Below are 14,851 nucleotides of genomic sequence, written 5' to 3'. Positions count from 1 at the left end.
ACCTCGCGCCTCGGCGCGGGCGGCTCAGGGGGCGAGGTCGGAACGCACCGCGGAGAGCAGGAACACGACGGAACGTTCCCGCTCCGCCCAATCGGAGGTGTCCAGTTCGACGGACTGGAGCAGCGCGCACTCGACCGTGTACCCGTTCTCCGTGAGGGCCGCGCCCAGGGCCTCCGCCTCGTCCCGGTTCGAGGCATGGGTGACGATGCGTTCGGGCCGCCGGTCGGCCACCGCCGTGACCACGGGTACGCCGCCGCCGCCGATCCGTACGACATCGGGTTCGGGCAGGCGTTCCAGGACGTGCGGGGCGGTGCCCCGGACGACCTGGACGCTCACCTTGAAGGTGCGGGCGGCCGTGGCGGTACGCGCGCAGGCGTCGGGGTCACTGTCGACGGCGAGCACCGCGGCGCCGAAGCGGGCCGCCTCCACCGCGAGGGCACCGCTGCCGGAGCCGATGTCCCAGACCAGATCGCCGGTACGCGGTCCGAGGCGGGCCAACTGCGCCGCGCGCAGACCGGGCGATTCCCCTTCGCCCCCCTCCCCCGCACCGTACGACGCGGCGGGCAGGGCCCAGCCGCGGACGCCCTCGGGGTGGTCGGGCCGGCGGCCCGCGATCCAGGCGCCGTTGGCGGTGGTCTCGGGGCCGCCTCCGATGACGATGACCACGTTGGGGTCGCGCCAGGTGTGGTCGGCCGTCTTGTCGGAGGTGAGGACGGTGACCCGTTCGCGTTCGGTGCCGAGCTCCTCGCAGATCACGAAGGTGCGGTGGACGCCTTCGAGCAGGAGGGCGAGCTCGGCGGGGCCCGCGCCGGGCGAGGTGAGCACGGCCACCTTGTGGTGGGCGCGGATGATGTTGACCGCACGGCGCAGGGTGCGCGGGTGGGCGACGACGATCTGCGCGTCGTCCCAGGGCATTCCGGCGCGTGCGAAGGCGGTGGCGACGGACGAGACGGCGGGGACGACCTCGACCTCGAGGCCGTGTTCGGGCTTGCGCAGGGTTCGTACGACGCCGAAGAAACCGGGGTCGCCGTCGGCGAGGACCACGGCGCTCCCGCGGTGGCCGGCGATCCTGCGGGCGGCCAGATCGACGCTGCCGAGGCGGATGCGTTCCGCGGACCCCGGGACTTCGGGGAGCGCGAGATGGTGGGCCGCACCGGCGACGAGCGTGGCGGCCGAGAGCGCGGCGGTGGCCGCCCTGGTCAGTGGCGAGCCGTCCCAGCCGATCACCGTGACCCGGTCGGCCATCGTGGTCCATCTCCTGGGGTGCGAGCAGGCGGGAACTCTCCGCGGGATGGGCGGAGCAAGGGTGAGCGTATCCGGTCCGTACCAACGCCCTGTCCGGGGGCTCCCGAAGCCGCGGGAGGCCGTCAGTCCCAGTCGTTGTACGCGCCGTAGCCGCCCGCGTCGGCCAGCTGCTCGGCGACCCCCTCCAGGTCCTCCGGCAGGAGTCCCCACACGATGAGGTCGGTCCTGATGTCGGTCCAGCCCCCGTCCTCGGTCGCGGTCCTGGCTATGCGGGCGTTGCGCAGAACACCTTCGCTGATGCAGCCCAGCTTCTGGGCGACCTGCTGGGAGGCGGTGTTCCCGGCGGGGGTGCGCAGCTCGATCCGCTCGAAGCCCTGGTCGCGGAAGAGCCACTCGGCGAGGGCCAGCACGGACTCGGTGGCGTATCCCTCTCCGCGCGCCCAGGGGGCGGTGATGTAGCGGACCTCGGTGGCCAGGGTGCGCCGGTCGGTGTTCAGGAGTCGCACGGAGCCGACGAGGCGCTGGGTGAGGAATTCGGTGACGGCGAAGACGATGCCGTTGCCCTGGGTTCGTTCGGCGGGCGCGATCCTGCGGACCCACCGTTCGGCGTCGACCTGGGTGTAGGGGTGTGGTGCGTCGGTCCAGGCGGTGACCAGCTCGTCGTTCATCATCTCGATGTACGCCGGAACGTCCGCCATGTCGAAGGGGCGCAGCACCAACCTGTCCGTGCTGATGGAGATGGACGGGAAGGTGGTAGTCATGCGCAGCTCCATGCCGAAGACCGTGTAGAGGCACCAGCATGCAGCATCGGGCCATGGATGCGCATGGGCGGGTCCGCACGGCGGAACCCCGCACACCCTGGGACGGGTGTGCGGGGCTCGTGGGCAAGTGATGCCGGGATGTCAGGACTTGGCGGGCTCGCCGAAGGCGGGGATGATCGAGCCCTTGTAGGTGTCCTCGATGAACTTCTCGACCTCGTCGGAGTTGAGGAGCTTCGCGAGCTTCTGGACCCGGGGGTCCTCCTCGTTGCCTTCCTTGACGGCCAGGAAGTTGGCGTAGGGGTTGCCGTCGGCCTTCTCCAGTGCCAGGGAGTCCTGACCCGGCTTCAGGCCGGCCTCGATGGCGTAGTTGCCGTTGATGACGGCGGCGTCGACGTCGTCCAGGGCGCGGGGCACGGTGGCGGCCTCGATCTCCTTGAACTCCAGGCCCTTCTTGTCCGTGATGTCGCTGAGCTTGGCGTTGGTGCCGACGCCGTCCTTGACGGTGATCAGGCCGTTCTCCGCGAGCAGCTGGAGCGCGCGGCCCTCGTTGGTGGTGTCGTTCGGGACGGCGACGGTCTGGCCGGCCTTGATGTCCTTGATGTCCTTGACCTTCTTGGAGTAGAGGCCGAGGGGCTCGAGGTGGACGTCGACGACCGGGACGATGTGGGTCTTGTTCTTCTGGTTGAAGTCGTCCAGGTAGGGCTTGTGCTGGAAGAAGTTGGCGTCGACCTGGCCGTTCTCGGTGGCGGTGTTCGGCAGGACGTAGTCCGTGAACTCCTTGACCTCCAGCTCGAGGCCGGCCTTGTCCGCCAGGTTCTTCTTGACGTAGTTCAGGATGTCGGCGTGCGGCGTGGGGGACGCGGCGACGACGAGGGCCTTGGAGGTGTCCGCGCCGGCCCCGGTCTCACCCTTGGCGGCCGGGTCGGAGTCCGTACCGCAGGCGCTGAGCCCGAGGGCCAGGGCGGCGGTGGCGGCCGCGGCAGCGGTGATCTTGATGTTCTTACGCACGAAGAGTGCCTCTTTCCGGTGGTGAAGGTGGTGCGCCCGGACAAGGAGTTCGGGCTTCGGGGGGAGGTGAGGTTCAGGAGGTGGTGCGGCCCCGGCGTGCCAGCAGGCGCCCGGCTCCGTCGCCGATCAGCTGGACCACGGTCACGATGACGATGAGCAGCGCGACGGTGATGAGCATGAACTGGTCGTCGAAGCGCTGGAATCCGTACGTGATGGCCTTGGAGCCGAGCCCTTCGCCGCCGACCGCTCCGGCCATGGCGGAGTAGCCGATGAGCACGATGACGGTGGTGGTGACGCCGGAGACGAGCGAGGGAAGCGCCTGAGGCAGCAGGACCTTGCGGACGATCGTCGGGACGGACCCGCCCATCGACTGGACGGCCTCGACGAGCCCGTGGTCGACCTCACGCACCGCTGTCTCGACGAGCCGCGCGAAGAACGGGATGGCGCCGATGGCGAGCGGCACGATCATGGCGGACGGGCCGATGAAGGTGCCGACGATCCAGGTGGTGAAGGGGATCAGGGCGATCAGCAGGATGATGAACGGCAGGGAGCGGCCGATGTTCACGATCACGCCGATGACCTTGTTCACCACGGTGTTCTGCAGCAGTCCGCCCTTGTCGGTGAGGACGAGCAGGATGCCGAGCGGCAGCCCGCCGACGACGGTGACGAGGGTGGACCAGAGCACCATGTAGAGGGTGTCGATGGTTCCCTGCGTGAGCAGTGGCTGCATTTCGGACCAGGTCACTTCGCCACCTCCTTGGTGAGCGGTGCGGGGGTCTGGGCGGGGATGTCCGTGCTGCCGGCGGGGCCGCCGTCGACGACCTCGGCCTGGAGGCCCTGCTCGCGCAGGAAGCCGATGGGTACGACGTTCTCCTCGAAGCGGCCGGGCAGCTCGATCCGCATGCGGCCGATCTGCTTGCCGCCGACGGTGTCCATGGCGGCGCCGAGGATCGAGATGTCGATGTTGTACGTACGGGAGAGCTGGGAGATCACCGGCTGGGCCGCGGCCTCACCGTGGAAGGTGACGTCGACGACGGTGGAGCCGGGGCCGGCGGGGGTGCCGCCGACGGGGAACAGCTCGTGGGCCAGTTCGGAGCCGGGGGTGGCCAGCAGGGAGCCGACGGTGCCCGACTCGACGATGCGGCCCTTCTTCATCAGCGCGGCGGAGTCGCAGACCGTCTTGACCACGTCCATCTCGTGCGTGATGAGCAGGACGGTGAGGCCGAGCTCCTGGTTCAGGTCGCGCAGCAGCTGGAGGACGGAGCGGGTGGTCTCGGGGTCCAGCGCGGAGGTCGCCTCGTCGGAGAGGAGCACCTTCGGGTCCCCCGCGAGGGCGCGGGCGATGCCGACGCGCTGCTTCTGGCCTCCGGACAGCTGGCCCGGATAGGCCTTCGCCTTGTCGGCGAGACCGACGAGGTCGAGGAGTTCGAGCGCCTTGCGGGTACGTGCCTGTCCGGAGAGCCCGAGGATCTCCAGGGGGAGCTCGACGTTGTCCCGGACGGTGCGCGAGTCCAGCAGGTTGAAGTGCTGGAAGACCATGCCGATGCGGCTGCGCGCCCGGCGCAGCTCCTTGCCGGCACGGCGGCCGCGGCCCGCGAGGGCCGTGAGGTCCTGCCCGGCGACCGTCACGGTGCCCGAGGTGGGGCGTTCGAGGAGATTGACGCAGCGGATGAGGGAGGACTTGCCGGCGCCGCTCTGTCCGATGACGCCGTAGACCTCGCCCTCGCGGACGTGCAGGTCCACGCCGTCCAGGGCGGTGACCTCACGGCCGCGTGACTGGTAGACCTTCGTGAGGCCCGAAGTGGTGATCACAGGGTTTCCGTCACTGTCGAGTGCGCGGCGCGGTGTCCGCCGGGCACGGGGCATTCGTCTGGTGAGACTGTTCTCGGTGGTCGACCGGTGGGAGTCCCGGCACGGCCGGGCTCGACGGGGCGGCCGGGCGCGGGCGTACCCGGGCCGGCTCGGTCCGTTGGGTACGGACTGCACGGACCCGGTCTCGCTTCGGGGCGCGAGGCTCAGGCGGGGGCCCTCAGAAGGCGCGCATTCGACACATACAACGAGCACCGGGCGTCGGGTACGCCTCGGTCGCAGGGCTGCGGTAGCTCGTCGTGGTCATGGCCCAAGTAAAACAGACGTAACGTTCCGGCGACCCACCGCGTCCGTATAGCGGACGGCCGTGGACACACGCCCTTCGCACCGAGGGCGCTGTGCACACCGCCGCGACCTGCGCAAACGTGAGCAGTGCCGACCGTCGCGACGGCAGTGAAGCGGTCTTGCGGGGGCGCGCTGTGGCAAAGGCCACGATTCCTGGACACCACCCGCGCCATCCGTCGGCCCGGGGCCGCACGCGGCCGGCTCCCCGGTCCGTAATACCCTCGCCTCATGCTCGACGCCCTGACGGTCGCGGTCGCCGTGACCGCGCTCGCCCTCGCCGCCTGGTGCGGATTCGCCGCCTACCGGGACCAGCCCACGAAGGACTGGCACTTCATCGGCATGGCGGTCGTCTCCGTGCTGGCGCTGGCGCAGCTGATCGTGGGAATCGTGCAGCTGGCACGCGGCGAGCGGCCCGACCAGGGCATGACGATCTTCATCGCCTATCTGATCGGCGCCTTCTCGGCTGTGCCCGCGGCGGGTTTCCTGTCGCTGTCGGAGCGGACCCGCTGGGGCTCGGTGACGGTGGCGGCCGGCGCGGTCGTTCTCGCCGTCCTCGAAGTACGGCTCTACGACATCTGGGGAGACTGACCATGCGCGACACCGACCGCACCGGCGCGCCCGCCTCCCCGGCCCCGCAGCCGGACGCCCCACGGCAGAAGCAGCGGTTCGAGCTCGGCACCGGACCCGGGCGGGTCCTGGTCTGGTTCTACGGGGTGTTCACCGTGGCCGCCGCGTCGCGCTCGATCGTCGAGATGATCCTGGACTTCGGCAAGGCGCCGCTCGCGTACGTCCTCTCGGCCGTCGCCGCCGTCGTGTACGGGTTCATCACGTACTCGCTGGTGCGGGGCGGGGAGACAGCGCGCAGGGCGGCGCTGGTGTGCTGCGCCGCCGAGCTCGCGGGCGTACTGATCGTCGGCACCTGGACGCGGTTGGAGCCGTCCGCCTTCCCGGACAGCACGGTGTGGTCGGAATTCGGCATGGGCTACCTGTTCATCCCGGTGATCCTGCCGGTCACCGGGATGATCTGGCTGCGCCACGCACGGAACGTCTGAACACCGGGCGTCAGGGGAGTCGTTCAGGCGCTGGTCGCGTAGGCCGCCGCAGTGGCGTCCTTCTCCAGCAGGACCATCCGGACGCCGTCGCCCCCGGTGGTGTTACCCACCTGGGCGTAGCCCGCCTTGCGGTAGAGCCGCAGATTTCCTTCACTGCGCTCCCCCGTGTGCAGGCGGAAGCGAGTGGCCGAACGCCCGTCCGCCAGGGCGGATTCCGCGGCGCGCAGAAGACGGGTGCCGAGGCCGTGGTGACGGAGCCGGGGATGGACGCAGAGCTTGCCGATCCCGCCGGTGCCGTCCGCGTCGGTGAAACCGCGTACCGAGCCGACGACTTCGTCGCCGAGCCGGGCCACGAACACCAGGTCCGCGGCGACTTCCTCCCGGACGGAGTCGAAGGTCTGGACGAGTGGTTCGATCCGGTAGTTGCCGTAGAGCTCCGCCTCGCTCTGGAAACAGAGGTACTGGAGTCTGAAGATCTGCTCGACGTCCTGTGCCGTCGCCGCCGAGATGGTCACACTCATGCCCATGTGTGCATGCCTCCCGCTCACCTGATCCGCCGGTTGTCTACCGCTCCCTTCCCCGCAGTTCAGGAGCTACAACCTCCGCCGCGAGCATTCTGCGCAGACATCCGAGGCATCGGGAACGCATAGGGCCCAAACTGCCCTGTGACATACCCAACTCCCCCGCGATCTCCCGGTAGGTCGGATCGTGAGGAGCCAGCATCGCCTCGAGCAGGCGTGGGCATCTTCCCGGCAGCCGACCCACCGCGGCACGCAGCGTACGGCGTTCGTCCGCTCCCACCACGATCCGCTCGGGGCAGCCGGTTGCTGGGTCCGGTGGCCCGCCGGCGGTGTAGACCCGCTCACGCCGCGCCCTGCGGCGGGCCACCCGTGTCTCCGCCCGCATGACGGTGCGGACCCAGCGGGCGGGGTCGGCGGGTCCTTCCGAGCCGGGCCACCGCTCCAGCAGCCGCAGCCACACCGTCTGTTCCAGGTCCGCGGCCTCGATCCCGGCGCCCTGGGCCTCGGCGCCCGCCTCCGCACGCACCAGCGCGTGCAGGGCGCGCACGACGGCACGCCCACGGTCGCCCGCCCCCTCGGAGGGGGTCACGGGAACATGATCAAGGAGAGTCATGCCCCCTCAACGCTCCTCGTGCGCGGCGAGTTGCCGCATACGAGGAGCTCCACCCGACCGGGGCATGCGCGCCCGGCGGCTGACGCGTCCCCGTCCTGGGGGTTGTGGACCTCAGTCCCGCGCGAAGTCGGCGGCCGCGAGCAGGGCGGTGTCGGGGTTGTCGGAGAAGATGCCGTCGATACCCGCCTCGAAGTACGCGCGCAGAGCGCCGAACACGTCGCCGTACGCGTTCGGGTCCGTGCCGCGCCGGAAGTCCGCGGGCAGGAACGTGTTCTCGTTGCGCATCGTGTACGGGTGCAGGATCAGGCCCCGCGCGTGCGCGTCCTCGACCAGCGCGGTGGGGGTGGTGAGCCGTCCGGCGCCGTCCCTGGGGATGACCAGGTCCAGTGTGGGCCCGATGCCCTGGGCGAAGGACGCGATCCACTTCAGACCCGCGGGCTTCACCAGATCGGCCACCGTGCGGGGGTCACCGGCCTCCACGAAGTCCCAGGGCCGCTCCTTCGGCCCGGACAGCAGGACGACACGCGGGGTGGAGACGAGCTTCGACAGCCGCTGCATCGAGCTCGGCTCGAAGGACTGGAGAATCAGTGCGGAGTTCGCCTTGTGCCGGCCGTGGCGGCGCAGCAGCCTGGCGAGCGGCTCCTCCAGGCCGAGCCCGAGGCCCCGGAAGTAGGAAGGGTGCTTGGTCTCCACATAGAGCCAGACGGGTGTGCCGCGCCTGCGGCCCTCCTTGTCCGCCCAGCGCAGGACTTCTTCGAAGGCCGGGATCTCCCAGCGTCCGTCGTAGAGCGTGTTCTCCTGACGGTTGTTGGGGATGCGCTCCTTGGCCCGGAGGGTCTTCAGCTCGGCGAGAGTGAAGTCCTCCGTGAACCATCCGGTGAGCGACACCCCGTCGACCTGCTTGGTGGCCTTGCGGCTCGCGAACTCGGGGTGCTCGGCGACGTCCGTGGTGCCGGTGATGTCGTTCTCGTGCCGGCAGACCAGGTGGCCGTCCTTGGTCGGCACGAGGTCCTGCTCGACGATGTGCGCACCCATGTCCAGGGCCAGCTGGTAGGCACCGAGGGTGTGCTCGGGCCGGTAGCCGCTGGCCCCGCGGTGGCCGATGACGGTGGGCACGGGAAGGTCCCGGTAGGAGGCGTTCCCCTTGCCCTGTGCGTCCGGGGCGCCCTGCCCGGCGGCGTACGCGGTGCCGGACAGGCCGAGGGCGGCCGTGCTGAGGACGGCCGCCCCCAGGAGACTCCGCCGGCCGGGTGCTGCCTGCGTACGCTCTGTCATGAATGCTCCTCGCATGTGATGTCCGGCACCTTCGGGGAAGGCTTGATCGTAGGCAGCTACGCCATCGGTGGGGCGGCCCGTGGACGAACATGGCGGAAACACACGTCAACACTGTGTATCGGCTCGATGAACCCGATGTGCGGAAAGGCGGTACCCGCGAGTATCGTCCTCACCTGCACAGACCCTCGCGAATACCCGCCCCGGCCGCCCGGCCACGTCACCGGAGGATGCGTTGTCCCGACTCACGGTCATCAAGGCAGTGCTCGGACCGATCCTGCGCCTGCTCTTCCGGCCCCAGGTGGAAGGCGTCGAGAACATCCCTGGTGACGGACCGGTGATCCTCGCGGGGAACCACCTGACGTTCATCGACTCGATGATCATGCCGATCTGCTGCGACCGCCCGGTGTTCTACATCGGCAAGGACGAGTACGTCACCGGCAAGGGCCTCAAGGGCCGGCTGATGGCCTGGTTCTTCACGGGTTGCGGCATGATCCCGGTGGACCGGGACGGCGGCCGCGGCGGTGTCGCGGCGCTGATGACGGGCCGCCGGGTGCTGGAGGAGGGCCATGCCTTCGCCATCTACCCCGAGGGCACCCGCTCCCCCGACGGCCGGCTCTACCGAGGCCGTACCGGTATCGCGCGACTCACCTTGATGACCGGTGCGCCGGTCGTGCCGTTCGCGATGATCGGCACGGACAAGCTGCAGCCCGGCGGCGCCGGTCTGCCCCGCCCGGGCAAGGTCACGGTGCGCTTCGGTGAGCCGATGGAGTTCTCCCGCTACGAGGGCATGGACCGCGACCGCTACGTCCTGCGGGCGGTGACGGACTCCGTGATGACCGAGGTGATGAGGCTGTCCGGTCAGGAGTACGTCGACATGTACGCCACCAAGGCGAAGGCCGCCTGAGCCGGACGCGTGCGTTCGAGTGGCCCGGCGCGCCTGCGCCGGGCCACTCACTCGTCGGGGATGATGCCGTCTTCCAGCTTCTGGTCACGCAGCAGGAACCACGCGGCGACAGCGGTCGCGAGCAGCACGACGGCACCGACCGCGGCTGATACCCGCAGCCCGTTGACGAAGGCCTCCTGGGCCGCGACGACGAGATCACTCCCCAGCTGGGCCGGGAGATGCTCCGCCGTCTCCACGGCACCCCCCAGCGACTCGTGGGCCGCGGACGCGGCGGCGGCCGGGACTCCTTCGGGCGTACCGAAGCCCTGGTAGACACCCGTGACGATGGATCCGAGCAGCGCGATACCGAGGGCGGCACCGAGTTCGTACGCGGTCTCGGACACCGCGGAGGCCGAGCCCGCCTGTTCCTTCGGGACGCTGGAGAGGATGACGTCGGACGTGACGGTGAAGGCGAAGCCCGCGCCGATGCCCACCACCAGGAGCAGAACCCCGATCAGCGGATAGCCGGTCTCCTTGTGGATCACCGTGACCACCGCGAGCGACACGCCGATGGCCCCGAGCCCGAGGCCGACCACGGAGCGCACGGAATAGCGGCGTGCGACCCTTCCCGCGAGCAGCCCGGCGGTCACCGCGCCGACGGCGGCGGGCAGTTCGGCGAGCCCGGCCTCGAGCGGGCCCCTGCCCTGGACCAGCTGCAGGAACTGGGAGAGGAAGAAGACGATCCCGGACAGGCCGAGGATGGTCAGCAGGTCCGCGAGGACCGCGCCGGAGAACCCCCGGTGGTGGAAGAGCCGCATGTCCAGCAGCGGGGCGGGCAGCTTCAGCTGCCGGCGTACGAACCAGGCGAGTGCCAGTGCCCCGCCGACGGCCGCGGCACACACCTCCCAGCTCAGGCCGTGTGCGGCGGCCTCCTTGATGGCGTACACGACACCGATCATGCCGACCAGGGAGAGCCCCACACTGGGCAGGTCCCAGGGGCCCGGCGCCGGGTTCTTCGACTCGGGGATCATCCTCATGCCCACGGCGACGAGGACCGCCATCACGGGCAGGTTGATCAGGAAGACCGATCCCCACCAGAAGTGCTCCAGCAGGAGCCCGCCCACGACCGGTCCGACGGCGGCGCCGGCCGATGCCATCGCGCCCCAGATACCGACGGCGAGACTGCGTTCGCGTGGGTCGTGGAAGAGATTGCGGATCAGGGCGAGCGTGGACGGCATCAGGGTGGCGCCCGCGACGCCGAGCAGCGCCCGGGCCAGGATCATCATCTCGGGGCTCGTCGCGTAGGCGTTGAGCAGGGAGACCGCACCGAAGGCGGCGGCGCCTGTCAGCAGCAGCTTCTTCCGGCCGATGCGGTCACCGAGGCTGCCCATGGAGACCAGGAGTCCGGCGATCACGAAGGAGTAGACGTCGCCGATCCAGAGCAGTTGGGTGCCGGTCGGTTCGAGGTCCTCGCTGAGGAACGGGGTGGCCAGGCCGAGCACGGTGGCGTCGACGGCGACCAGCAGCACGGCCAGGACGAGGACGGTGAGGGCGACCCACCGGCCCGGATGGCGCAGGTCGCCCGTGACGCCCGCCCTCGAAAAGGTGCTGCTCATTTCTCCACGCTCCGGCGTGCTCCGCCCAGGAGCAACTCGACGATCATGTGGGTGAAGTCCTTCGCGGCGACCCGGCCGGCCTGCACGGACCACGCGCCACTCCCGATCAGGCCGTACAGGGCCTCGGTCAGCCAGGCCGGGGTGAGGTCGATCCGGAATTCGCCGCGCTCCTGGCCCCGTCGGAAGAAGGCGGAGACCCGGGCGTCCAGGCGGCTCCATCCCTCGTTGACGTCGTCGCCCTCGAAGAGCTGGTTCTCGGTGACGAGGAAGGACAGCAGCCCCGCACTGGGCTGAACGGCCGTGATCAGCCGCCGCAGCCCGTCCTCGGCGCTGCCCTCGTCGAGCCCGGCGGCGTCCAGGGCGGCTTCGAATTCCTGGATACCGAGGTCCTCCAGCGCGCCGACCAGGGCGTCCCGCCCGGCGAAGTGCCGGTGCAGGGTGGCGCGGCCGATCCCGGCAGCCCGGGCGACCTCGTCCATGGTCGCGGTGGATCTGTGGGACAGCAGGGCGGCGGCGCTCCGCAGTACCTGCTCACGATCAAGAGTCATGAGACGAGAATAGGTCACATGAGACACTGTCGTCTCATGCGGGGATCGCGTCGCCCCGGGCCGTGTCCGCCGGGCACCATGACGAGATGAAGCCGCTCCTGCTGATCGACATCGACGGTCCGCTCAACCCGTACGCGGCTCTGTCCCGCCGCGAGGTCCCCCAGGGTTATCAGCGGCACCTGATGCGGCCGACCGGGTGGACGGTGGGACCGGCGCTGCCCGTCCTGCTCAGTCCGGACCACGGTGACGAGCTGCTGTCACTCACGGACCGGTACGAGCTCGTCTGGGCCAGCACCTGGAAGAACGAGGCGAACGAGTGGATCGCCCCGCGTCTCGGGCTGCCGCCCCTGCCGTACATCGACTGGCCGGACATGCACGGGCTCACCGGCAGCGGGACCTACTGGAAGACGCGTCACGTCGTCGACTACGCCGACGGCAGGCCGTTCGCATGGGTCGACGACGAGATCTCCGAGCGCGACAGGGCCTGGGCCGCCGCGCACCACCCCGGTCGGGCCCTGCTACGGCGGATCGACCCCTGGGTGGGGCTGGTGCGGGCGGACTTCGACGCGCTCGCCGAGTGGCCGCGTACCGGCTCAGCTCCAGGGCAGTGACGCCCGATGGCGCCAGTACGCCTCCGGCTCCTCCACCAGGGCCGCCAGCCGGTCCAGCCGGCCCGGGTCGAGGTCGAGCAGCGGCGCGTGCAGATTGGCCGCGAGCTGGGTGGCGGTGGCCGCACCGGACAGGACGAGTCCGGCCCACGGCTGGTGGAGCACCAGCGCCAGCGCGACGGCGTCCGCGGCCAGTCCGGCTTCGGCGCCGATCTCCTGGAGGACGGCGGGCGCTTCGGTCCCGGCGAGCCGGCCGTTGGCCATGGCCTCCTTGACGATCACGGTGAGTCCCGCGTCGTGCGCCTCGGCGAGGGCCGCTCCGGCGGAGTTCTCCAGGGCGTTGTAGGTGGCCTGGACGGTACGGAAGAGGGGTTCGCCCTCCACGGTGACGGCGAGGGCGCCCCGGATGGCGTCGGCCTGGCCGGGTCCACTCGTGGAGAAGCCGACCGTGGTGCCGCCGGCGGCCAGCCCGGCGAGGCGCGCGTGCAGGTCCTTGTCGCCCAGCACCGGACTGTCGACGGTCACGGAGTGGATCTGATAGAGGTCGAGCCGGTCACCGAGCAGTCCGGACGTCTCGGCGTACTGGCGTTCGAAGGTGGCGAGTCCGTGGTCCTTCACCTCGTGCACCTCGGCGTCGACGCGCCAGTCGGCGGTGTAGGTGTAACCCCATTTGCTGCCGATGACCACGTCGGTCGCCTCGGGCCGGACGGTCAGCCACTCGGCGAGGAACTCCTCGGCACGGCCGTAGGAGCGGGCCGCGTCGAAATAGCGCACGCCCTGGGCGTAAGCCGCGTCCAGGAGTTCATGGGTGCGGGCACGCAGAGCGTCCACGCCGCGGTCACCGGGCAGATCGCGGTCACGGTGCGGGGTGATGTAGCCGGGCCTGCCGACGGCTGCCAGGCCGAGCCCGATGCGGTGGGTCGGGGTGGTCGCTCGGTTCAGGCGGGCGAAGGGCATCGCGGGCTCCTCTGGGTCGGTTCCGAACGCCTTCCCGTCAACGTAGCCCGCGATGCCTGTGCATCAGCCGCGCGCGGTCGCCCAGGCGTGCTGCGTCACCAGGTCGGCCTTCACCTCGGCCAGCTGGACGGCGACGGCCGAGGGGGCCGTACCGCCACGCCCGTCGCGGGAGGCGAGCGCGCCGGGCACGTTCAGGACGGTACGCACCTCCGGGGTGAGGTGCTCGGAGATCTTCGCGAACTGCTCGTCCGTCAGCTCGTCGAGCTCGATGCCCTCGTGTTCGCACACCTTCACGCACTCGCCCGCGACCTCGTGCGCCACCCGGAAGGGGACACCCTGCTTGACCAGCCACTCGGCGATGTCCGTGGCGAGCGAGAAGCCGGCCGGGGCCAGCTCTTCCATGCGCTCCCGGTTGACGGTGAGCGTGGCCATCATGCCGGTGAAGGCGGGCAGCAGGACCTCCAGCTGGTCGCAGGAGTCGAAGACCGGCTCCTTGTCCTCCTGGAGGTCGCGGTTGTACGCGAGCGGGAGGGCCTTCAGGGTCGCCATCAGGCCGGTCAGGTTGCCGACGAGGCGGCCGGACTTGCCTCGGGCCAGCTCGGCGACGTCCGGGTTCTTCTTCTGCGGCATGATCGAGGAGCCGGTGGAGAAGGCGTCGTGGAGGGTGACGAAGGAGAACTCCTTCGTGTTCCAGATGATGATCTCCTCCGCGATGCGGGAGAGGTTCACACCGATCATCGCGGTGATGAAGGCGAACTCGGCGACGAAGTCGCGGGACGCGGTGCCGTCGATCGAGTTGGCCACGGAGCCGCGCTCGAAGCCGAGGTCCGCGGCGACCGCCTCCGGGTCCAGCCCGAGGGACGACCCGGCCAGCGCGCCGGAGCCGTAGGGGGACACGGCGGTCCGCTCGTCCCACTGGCGAAGCCGCTCGGCGTCCCGGGACAGGGGCTGCACATGGGCCAGGACGTGGTGGGCGAAGAGGACGGGCTGGGCGTGCTGGAGGTGCGTACGGCCGGGCATGGCCACGTCGGAGTGCGCCTCCGCCAGGCCGACCAGCGCGTCCTGGAGCTCGGCGATCAGCCCGCCGATGATCCGGGCGTGGTCGCGCAGATACATCCGGAAGAGCGTGGCGACCTGGTCGTTGCGGGACCGGCCGGCTCGCAGCTTGCCGCCGAGGTCGGGGCCGAGGCGCTCCAGGAGGCCGCGCTCCAGTGCGGTGTGGACGTCTTCGTCCGCGATGGTGCCGGTGAACGACCCGTCGGCGACGGCGGTTTCGAGGGCGTCCAGGCCCTCGATCATGCGGGCCAGCTCGTCGGCGGTCAGCAGCCCCGCCTTGTTGAGCACGCGCGCGTGGGCACGGGAGCCCGCGATGTCGTACGGCGCGAGCCGCCAGTCGAAGTGGACGGAGGCGGACAGCTTGGCCAGCGCCTCGGCCGGGCCGTCGGCGAAACGGCCGCCCCAGAGGCGTACGTCGCTGTTGCCGGTGCCGTTGCTCACTGCGTGCTCCTCGGGAGTACAAGGGGTGTGCGTCCGCCTCACGGCGCGATCACGAATAGCATAACTATGCAATGCACCGTATGTATTGTCAAAGTCGCCGGTCAGGGCGGCGG

The 14,851-nt window shown here is 70.3% G+C and carries 16 protein-coding genes; 4 read left to right on the top strand and 12 right to left on the bottom strand.

Annotated elements, in window-relative coordinates:
* Positions 1–24: 24 nt before the first annotated feature.
* The 5 genes from cbiE to ACFYSH_RS31260 form a co-directional block, all read right to left on the bottom strand.
* Complete coding sequence (cbiE, locus tag ACFYSH_RS31280) at positions 25–1,245, bottom strand: precorrin-6y C5,15-methyltransferase (decarboxylating) subunit CbiE (RefSeq protein WP_388756937.1); 1,221 nt, start codon at positions 1,243–1,245, stop codon at positions 25–27.
* 122 nt (positions 1,246–1,367) lie between these two features.
* Positions 1,368–2,006: a GNAT family N-acetyltransferase gene (locus ACFYSH_RS31275; protein ID WP_359469879.1), complete on the bottom strand. Its 639-nt coding sequence runs from the start codon at positions 2,004–2,006 to the stop codon at positions 1,368–1,370.
* Positions 2,007–2,147: 141 nt separating this feature from the next.
* Positions 2,148–3,014, bottom strand: coding sequence for a MetQ/NlpA family ABC transporter substrate-binding protein (locus ACFYSH_RS31270; protein ID WP_388756933.1), 867 nt, complete (start codon positions 3,012–3,014; stop codon positions 2,148–2,150).
* A 73-nt stretch (positions 3,015–3,087) separates the two neighbouring features.
* A complete protein-coding gene (locus ACFYSH_RS31265; protein WP_388756930.1) occupies positions 3,088–3,759 on the bottom strand; it encodes a methionine ABC transporter permease in 672 nt (223 codons plus the stop codon).
* Entirely contained in the window at positions 3,756–4,826 is a 1,071-nt protein-coding gene (locus tag ACFYSH_RS31260; protein ID WP_359469871.1) for an ATP-binding cassette domain-containing protein, read from the bottom strand. Before ACFYSH_RS31260 ends, ACFYSH_RS31265 begins: the two co-directional genes overlap by 4 nt.
* Before the next feature lie 570 nt (positions 4,827–5,396).
* On the opposite strand from ACFYSH_RS31260, the gene ACFYSH_RS31255 reads away from it, so the two are divergent.
* Together ACFYSH_RS31255 and ACFYSH_RS31250 are read left to right on the top strand one after the other, a co-directional pair.
* Entirely contained in the window at positions 5,397–5,756 is a 360-nt protein-coding gene (locus ACFYSH_RS31255) for a hypothetical protein (RefSeq protein WP_359469869.1), read from the top strand.
* A 2-nt stretch (positions 5,757–5,758) separates the two neighbouring features.
* Entirely contained in the window at positions 5,759–6,220 is a 462-nt protein-coding gene (locus ACFYSH_RS31250; RefSeq protein ID WP_388756927.1) for a hypothetical protein, read from the top strand.
* 23 nt (positions 6,221–6,243) lie between these two features.
* On the opposite strand, the gene ACFYSH_RS31245 is transcribed toward ACFYSH_RS31250, so the two are convergent.
* From ACFYSH_RS31245 to ACFYSH_RS31235, 3 genes are all read right to left on the bottom strand, one after another.
* Entirely contained in the window at positions 6,244–6,747 is a 504-nt protein-coding gene (locus ACFYSH_RS31245; protein WP_359469863.1) for a GNAT family N-acetyltransferase, read from the bottom strand.
* Positions 6,748–6,784: 37 nt separating this feature from the next.
* Positions 6,785–7,354, bottom strand: coding sequence for a sigma-70 family RNA polymerase sigma factor (locus ACFYSH_RS31240; RefSeq protein WP_388756924.1), 570 nt, complete (start codon positions 7,352–7,354; stop codon positions 6,785–6,787).
* A gap of 111 nt (positions 7,355–7,465) precedes the next feature.
* Positions 7,466–8,629: a glycerophosphodiester phosphodiesterase gene (locus tag ACFYSH_RS31235; protein ID WP_359469857.1), complete on the bottom strand. Its 1,164-nt coding sequence runs from the start codon at positions 8,627–8,629 to the stop codon at positions 7,466–7,468.
* Between the two features lie 232 nt (positions 8,630–8,861).
* Between ACFYSH_RS31235 and ACFYSH_RS31230 the strand changes: the two genes are divergently transcribed.
* Positions 8,862–9,533: a lysophospholipid acyltransferase family protein gene (locus ACFYSH_RS31230; protein ID WP_359469854.1), complete on the top strand. Its 672-nt coding sequence runs from the start codon at positions 8,862–8,864 to the stop codon at positions 9,531–9,533.
* Positions 9,534–9,580: 47 nt separating this feature from the next.
* On the opposite strand, the gene ACFYSH_RS31225 is transcribed toward ACFYSH_RS31230, so the two are convergent.
* Positions 9,581–11,128, bottom strand: a complete 1,548-nt coding sequence (locus tag ACFYSH_RS31225; protein WP_359469851.1) for an MFS transporter — start codon at positions 11,126–11,128, stop codon at positions 9,581–9,583.
* The gene (locus ACFYSH_RS31220) at positions 11,125–11,676 is read right to left on the bottom strand and encodes a helix-turn-helix domain-containing protein (RefSeq protein ID WP_359469848.1); all 552 of its coding nucleotides are present in this window, start codon (positions 11,674–11,676) and stop codon (positions 11,125–11,127) included. The genes ACFYSH_RS31225 and ACFYSH_RS31220 overlap by 4 nt, the downstream gene beginning before the upstream one ends.
* Positions 11,677–11,762: 86 nt before the next feature.
* Here ACFYSH_RS31220 and ACFYSH_RS31215 point away from each other — a divergent pair, with 86 nt between their 5' ends.
* The gene (locus tag ACFYSH_RS31215; protein WP_359469845.1) at positions 11,763–12,287 is read left to right on the top strand and encodes an HAD domain-containing protein; all 525 of its coding nucleotides are present in this window, start codon (positions 11,763–11,765) and stop codon (positions 12,285–12,287) included.
* Here the strand turns inward: ACFYSH_RS31215 and ACFYSH_RS31210 are convergent.
* Positions 12,270–13,241, bottom strand: coding sequence for an aldo/keto reductase (locus ACFYSH_RS31210; protein WP_359469842.1), 972 nt, complete (start codon positions 13,239–13,241; stop codon positions 12,270–12,272). The genes ACFYSH_RS31215 and ACFYSH_RS31210 overlap by 18 nt on opposite strands.
* 63 nt (positions 13,242–13,304) lie before the next feature.
* Positions 13,305–14,738, bottom strand: coding sequence for an argininosuccinate lyase (gene argH, locus ACFYSH_RS31205; RefSeq protein WP_359469839.1), 1,434 nt, complete (start codon positions 14,736–14,738; stop codon positions 13,305–13,307).
* Positions 14,739–14,851: the final 113 nt, after the last annotated feature.

The organism is Streptomyces sp. NPDC005791 (assembly GCF_042871485.1).
Lineage (GTDB): Bacteria > Actinomycetota > Actinomycetes > Streptomycetales > Streptomycetaceae > Streptomyces.
Note: the sequence above shows the minus strand (reverse complement) of the source record. Positions and strands in the feature narration are given on the sequence as shown.

Excerpts from the sequence above, each read along its gene's own strand:
- ACFYSH_RS31255 (WP_359469869.1), top strand. The coding sequence starts at position 5,397 with ATGCTCGACGCCCTGACGGTCGCGGTCGCCGTGACCGCGCTCGCCCTC.
- ACFYSH_RS31235 (WP_359469857.1), bottom strand. The coding sequence starts at position 8,629 with ATGACAGAGCGTACGCAGGCAGCACCCGGCCGGCGGAGTCTCCTGGGG.
- cbiE (WP_388756937.1), bottom strand. The coding sequence starts at position 1,245 with ATGGCCGACCGGGTCACGGTGATCGGCTGGGACGGCTCGCCACTGACC.
- ACFYSH_RS31250 (WP_388756927.1), top strand. The coding sequence starts at position 5,759 with ATGCGCGACACCGACCGCACCGGCGCGCCCGCCTCCCCGGCCCCGCAG.
- ACFYSH_RS31220 (WP_359469848.1), bottom strand. The coding sequence starts at position 11,676 with ATGACTCTTGATCGTGAGCAGGTACTGCGGAGCGCCGCCGCCCTGCTG.
- ACFYSH_RS31210 (WP_359469842.1), bottom strand. The coding sequence starts at position 13,241 with ATGCCCTTCGCCCGCCTGAACCGAGCGACCACCCCGACCCACCGCATC.
- ACFYSH_RS31240 (WP_388756924.1), bottom strand. The coding sequence starts at position 7,354 with ATGACTCTCCTTGATCATGTTCCCGTGACCCCCTCCGAGGGGGCGGGC.
- ACFYSH_RS31275 (WP_359469879.1), bottom strand. The coding sequence starts at position 2,006 with ATGACTACCACCTTCCCGTCCATCTCCATCAGCACGGACAGGTTGGTG.
- ACFYSH_RS31225 (WP_359469851.1), bottom strand. The coding sequence starts at position 11,128 with ATGAGCAGCACCTTTTCGAGGGCGGGCGTCACGGGCGACCTGCGCCAT.
- ACFYSH_RS31245 (WP_359469863.1), bottom strand. The coding sequence starts at position 6,747 with ATGGGCATGAGTGTGACCATCTCGGCGGCGACGGCACAGGACGTCGAG.
- ACFYSH_RS31215 (WP_359469845.1), top strand. The coding sequence starts at position 11,763 with ATGAAGCCGCTCCTGCTGATCGACATCGACGGTCCGCTCAACCCGTAC.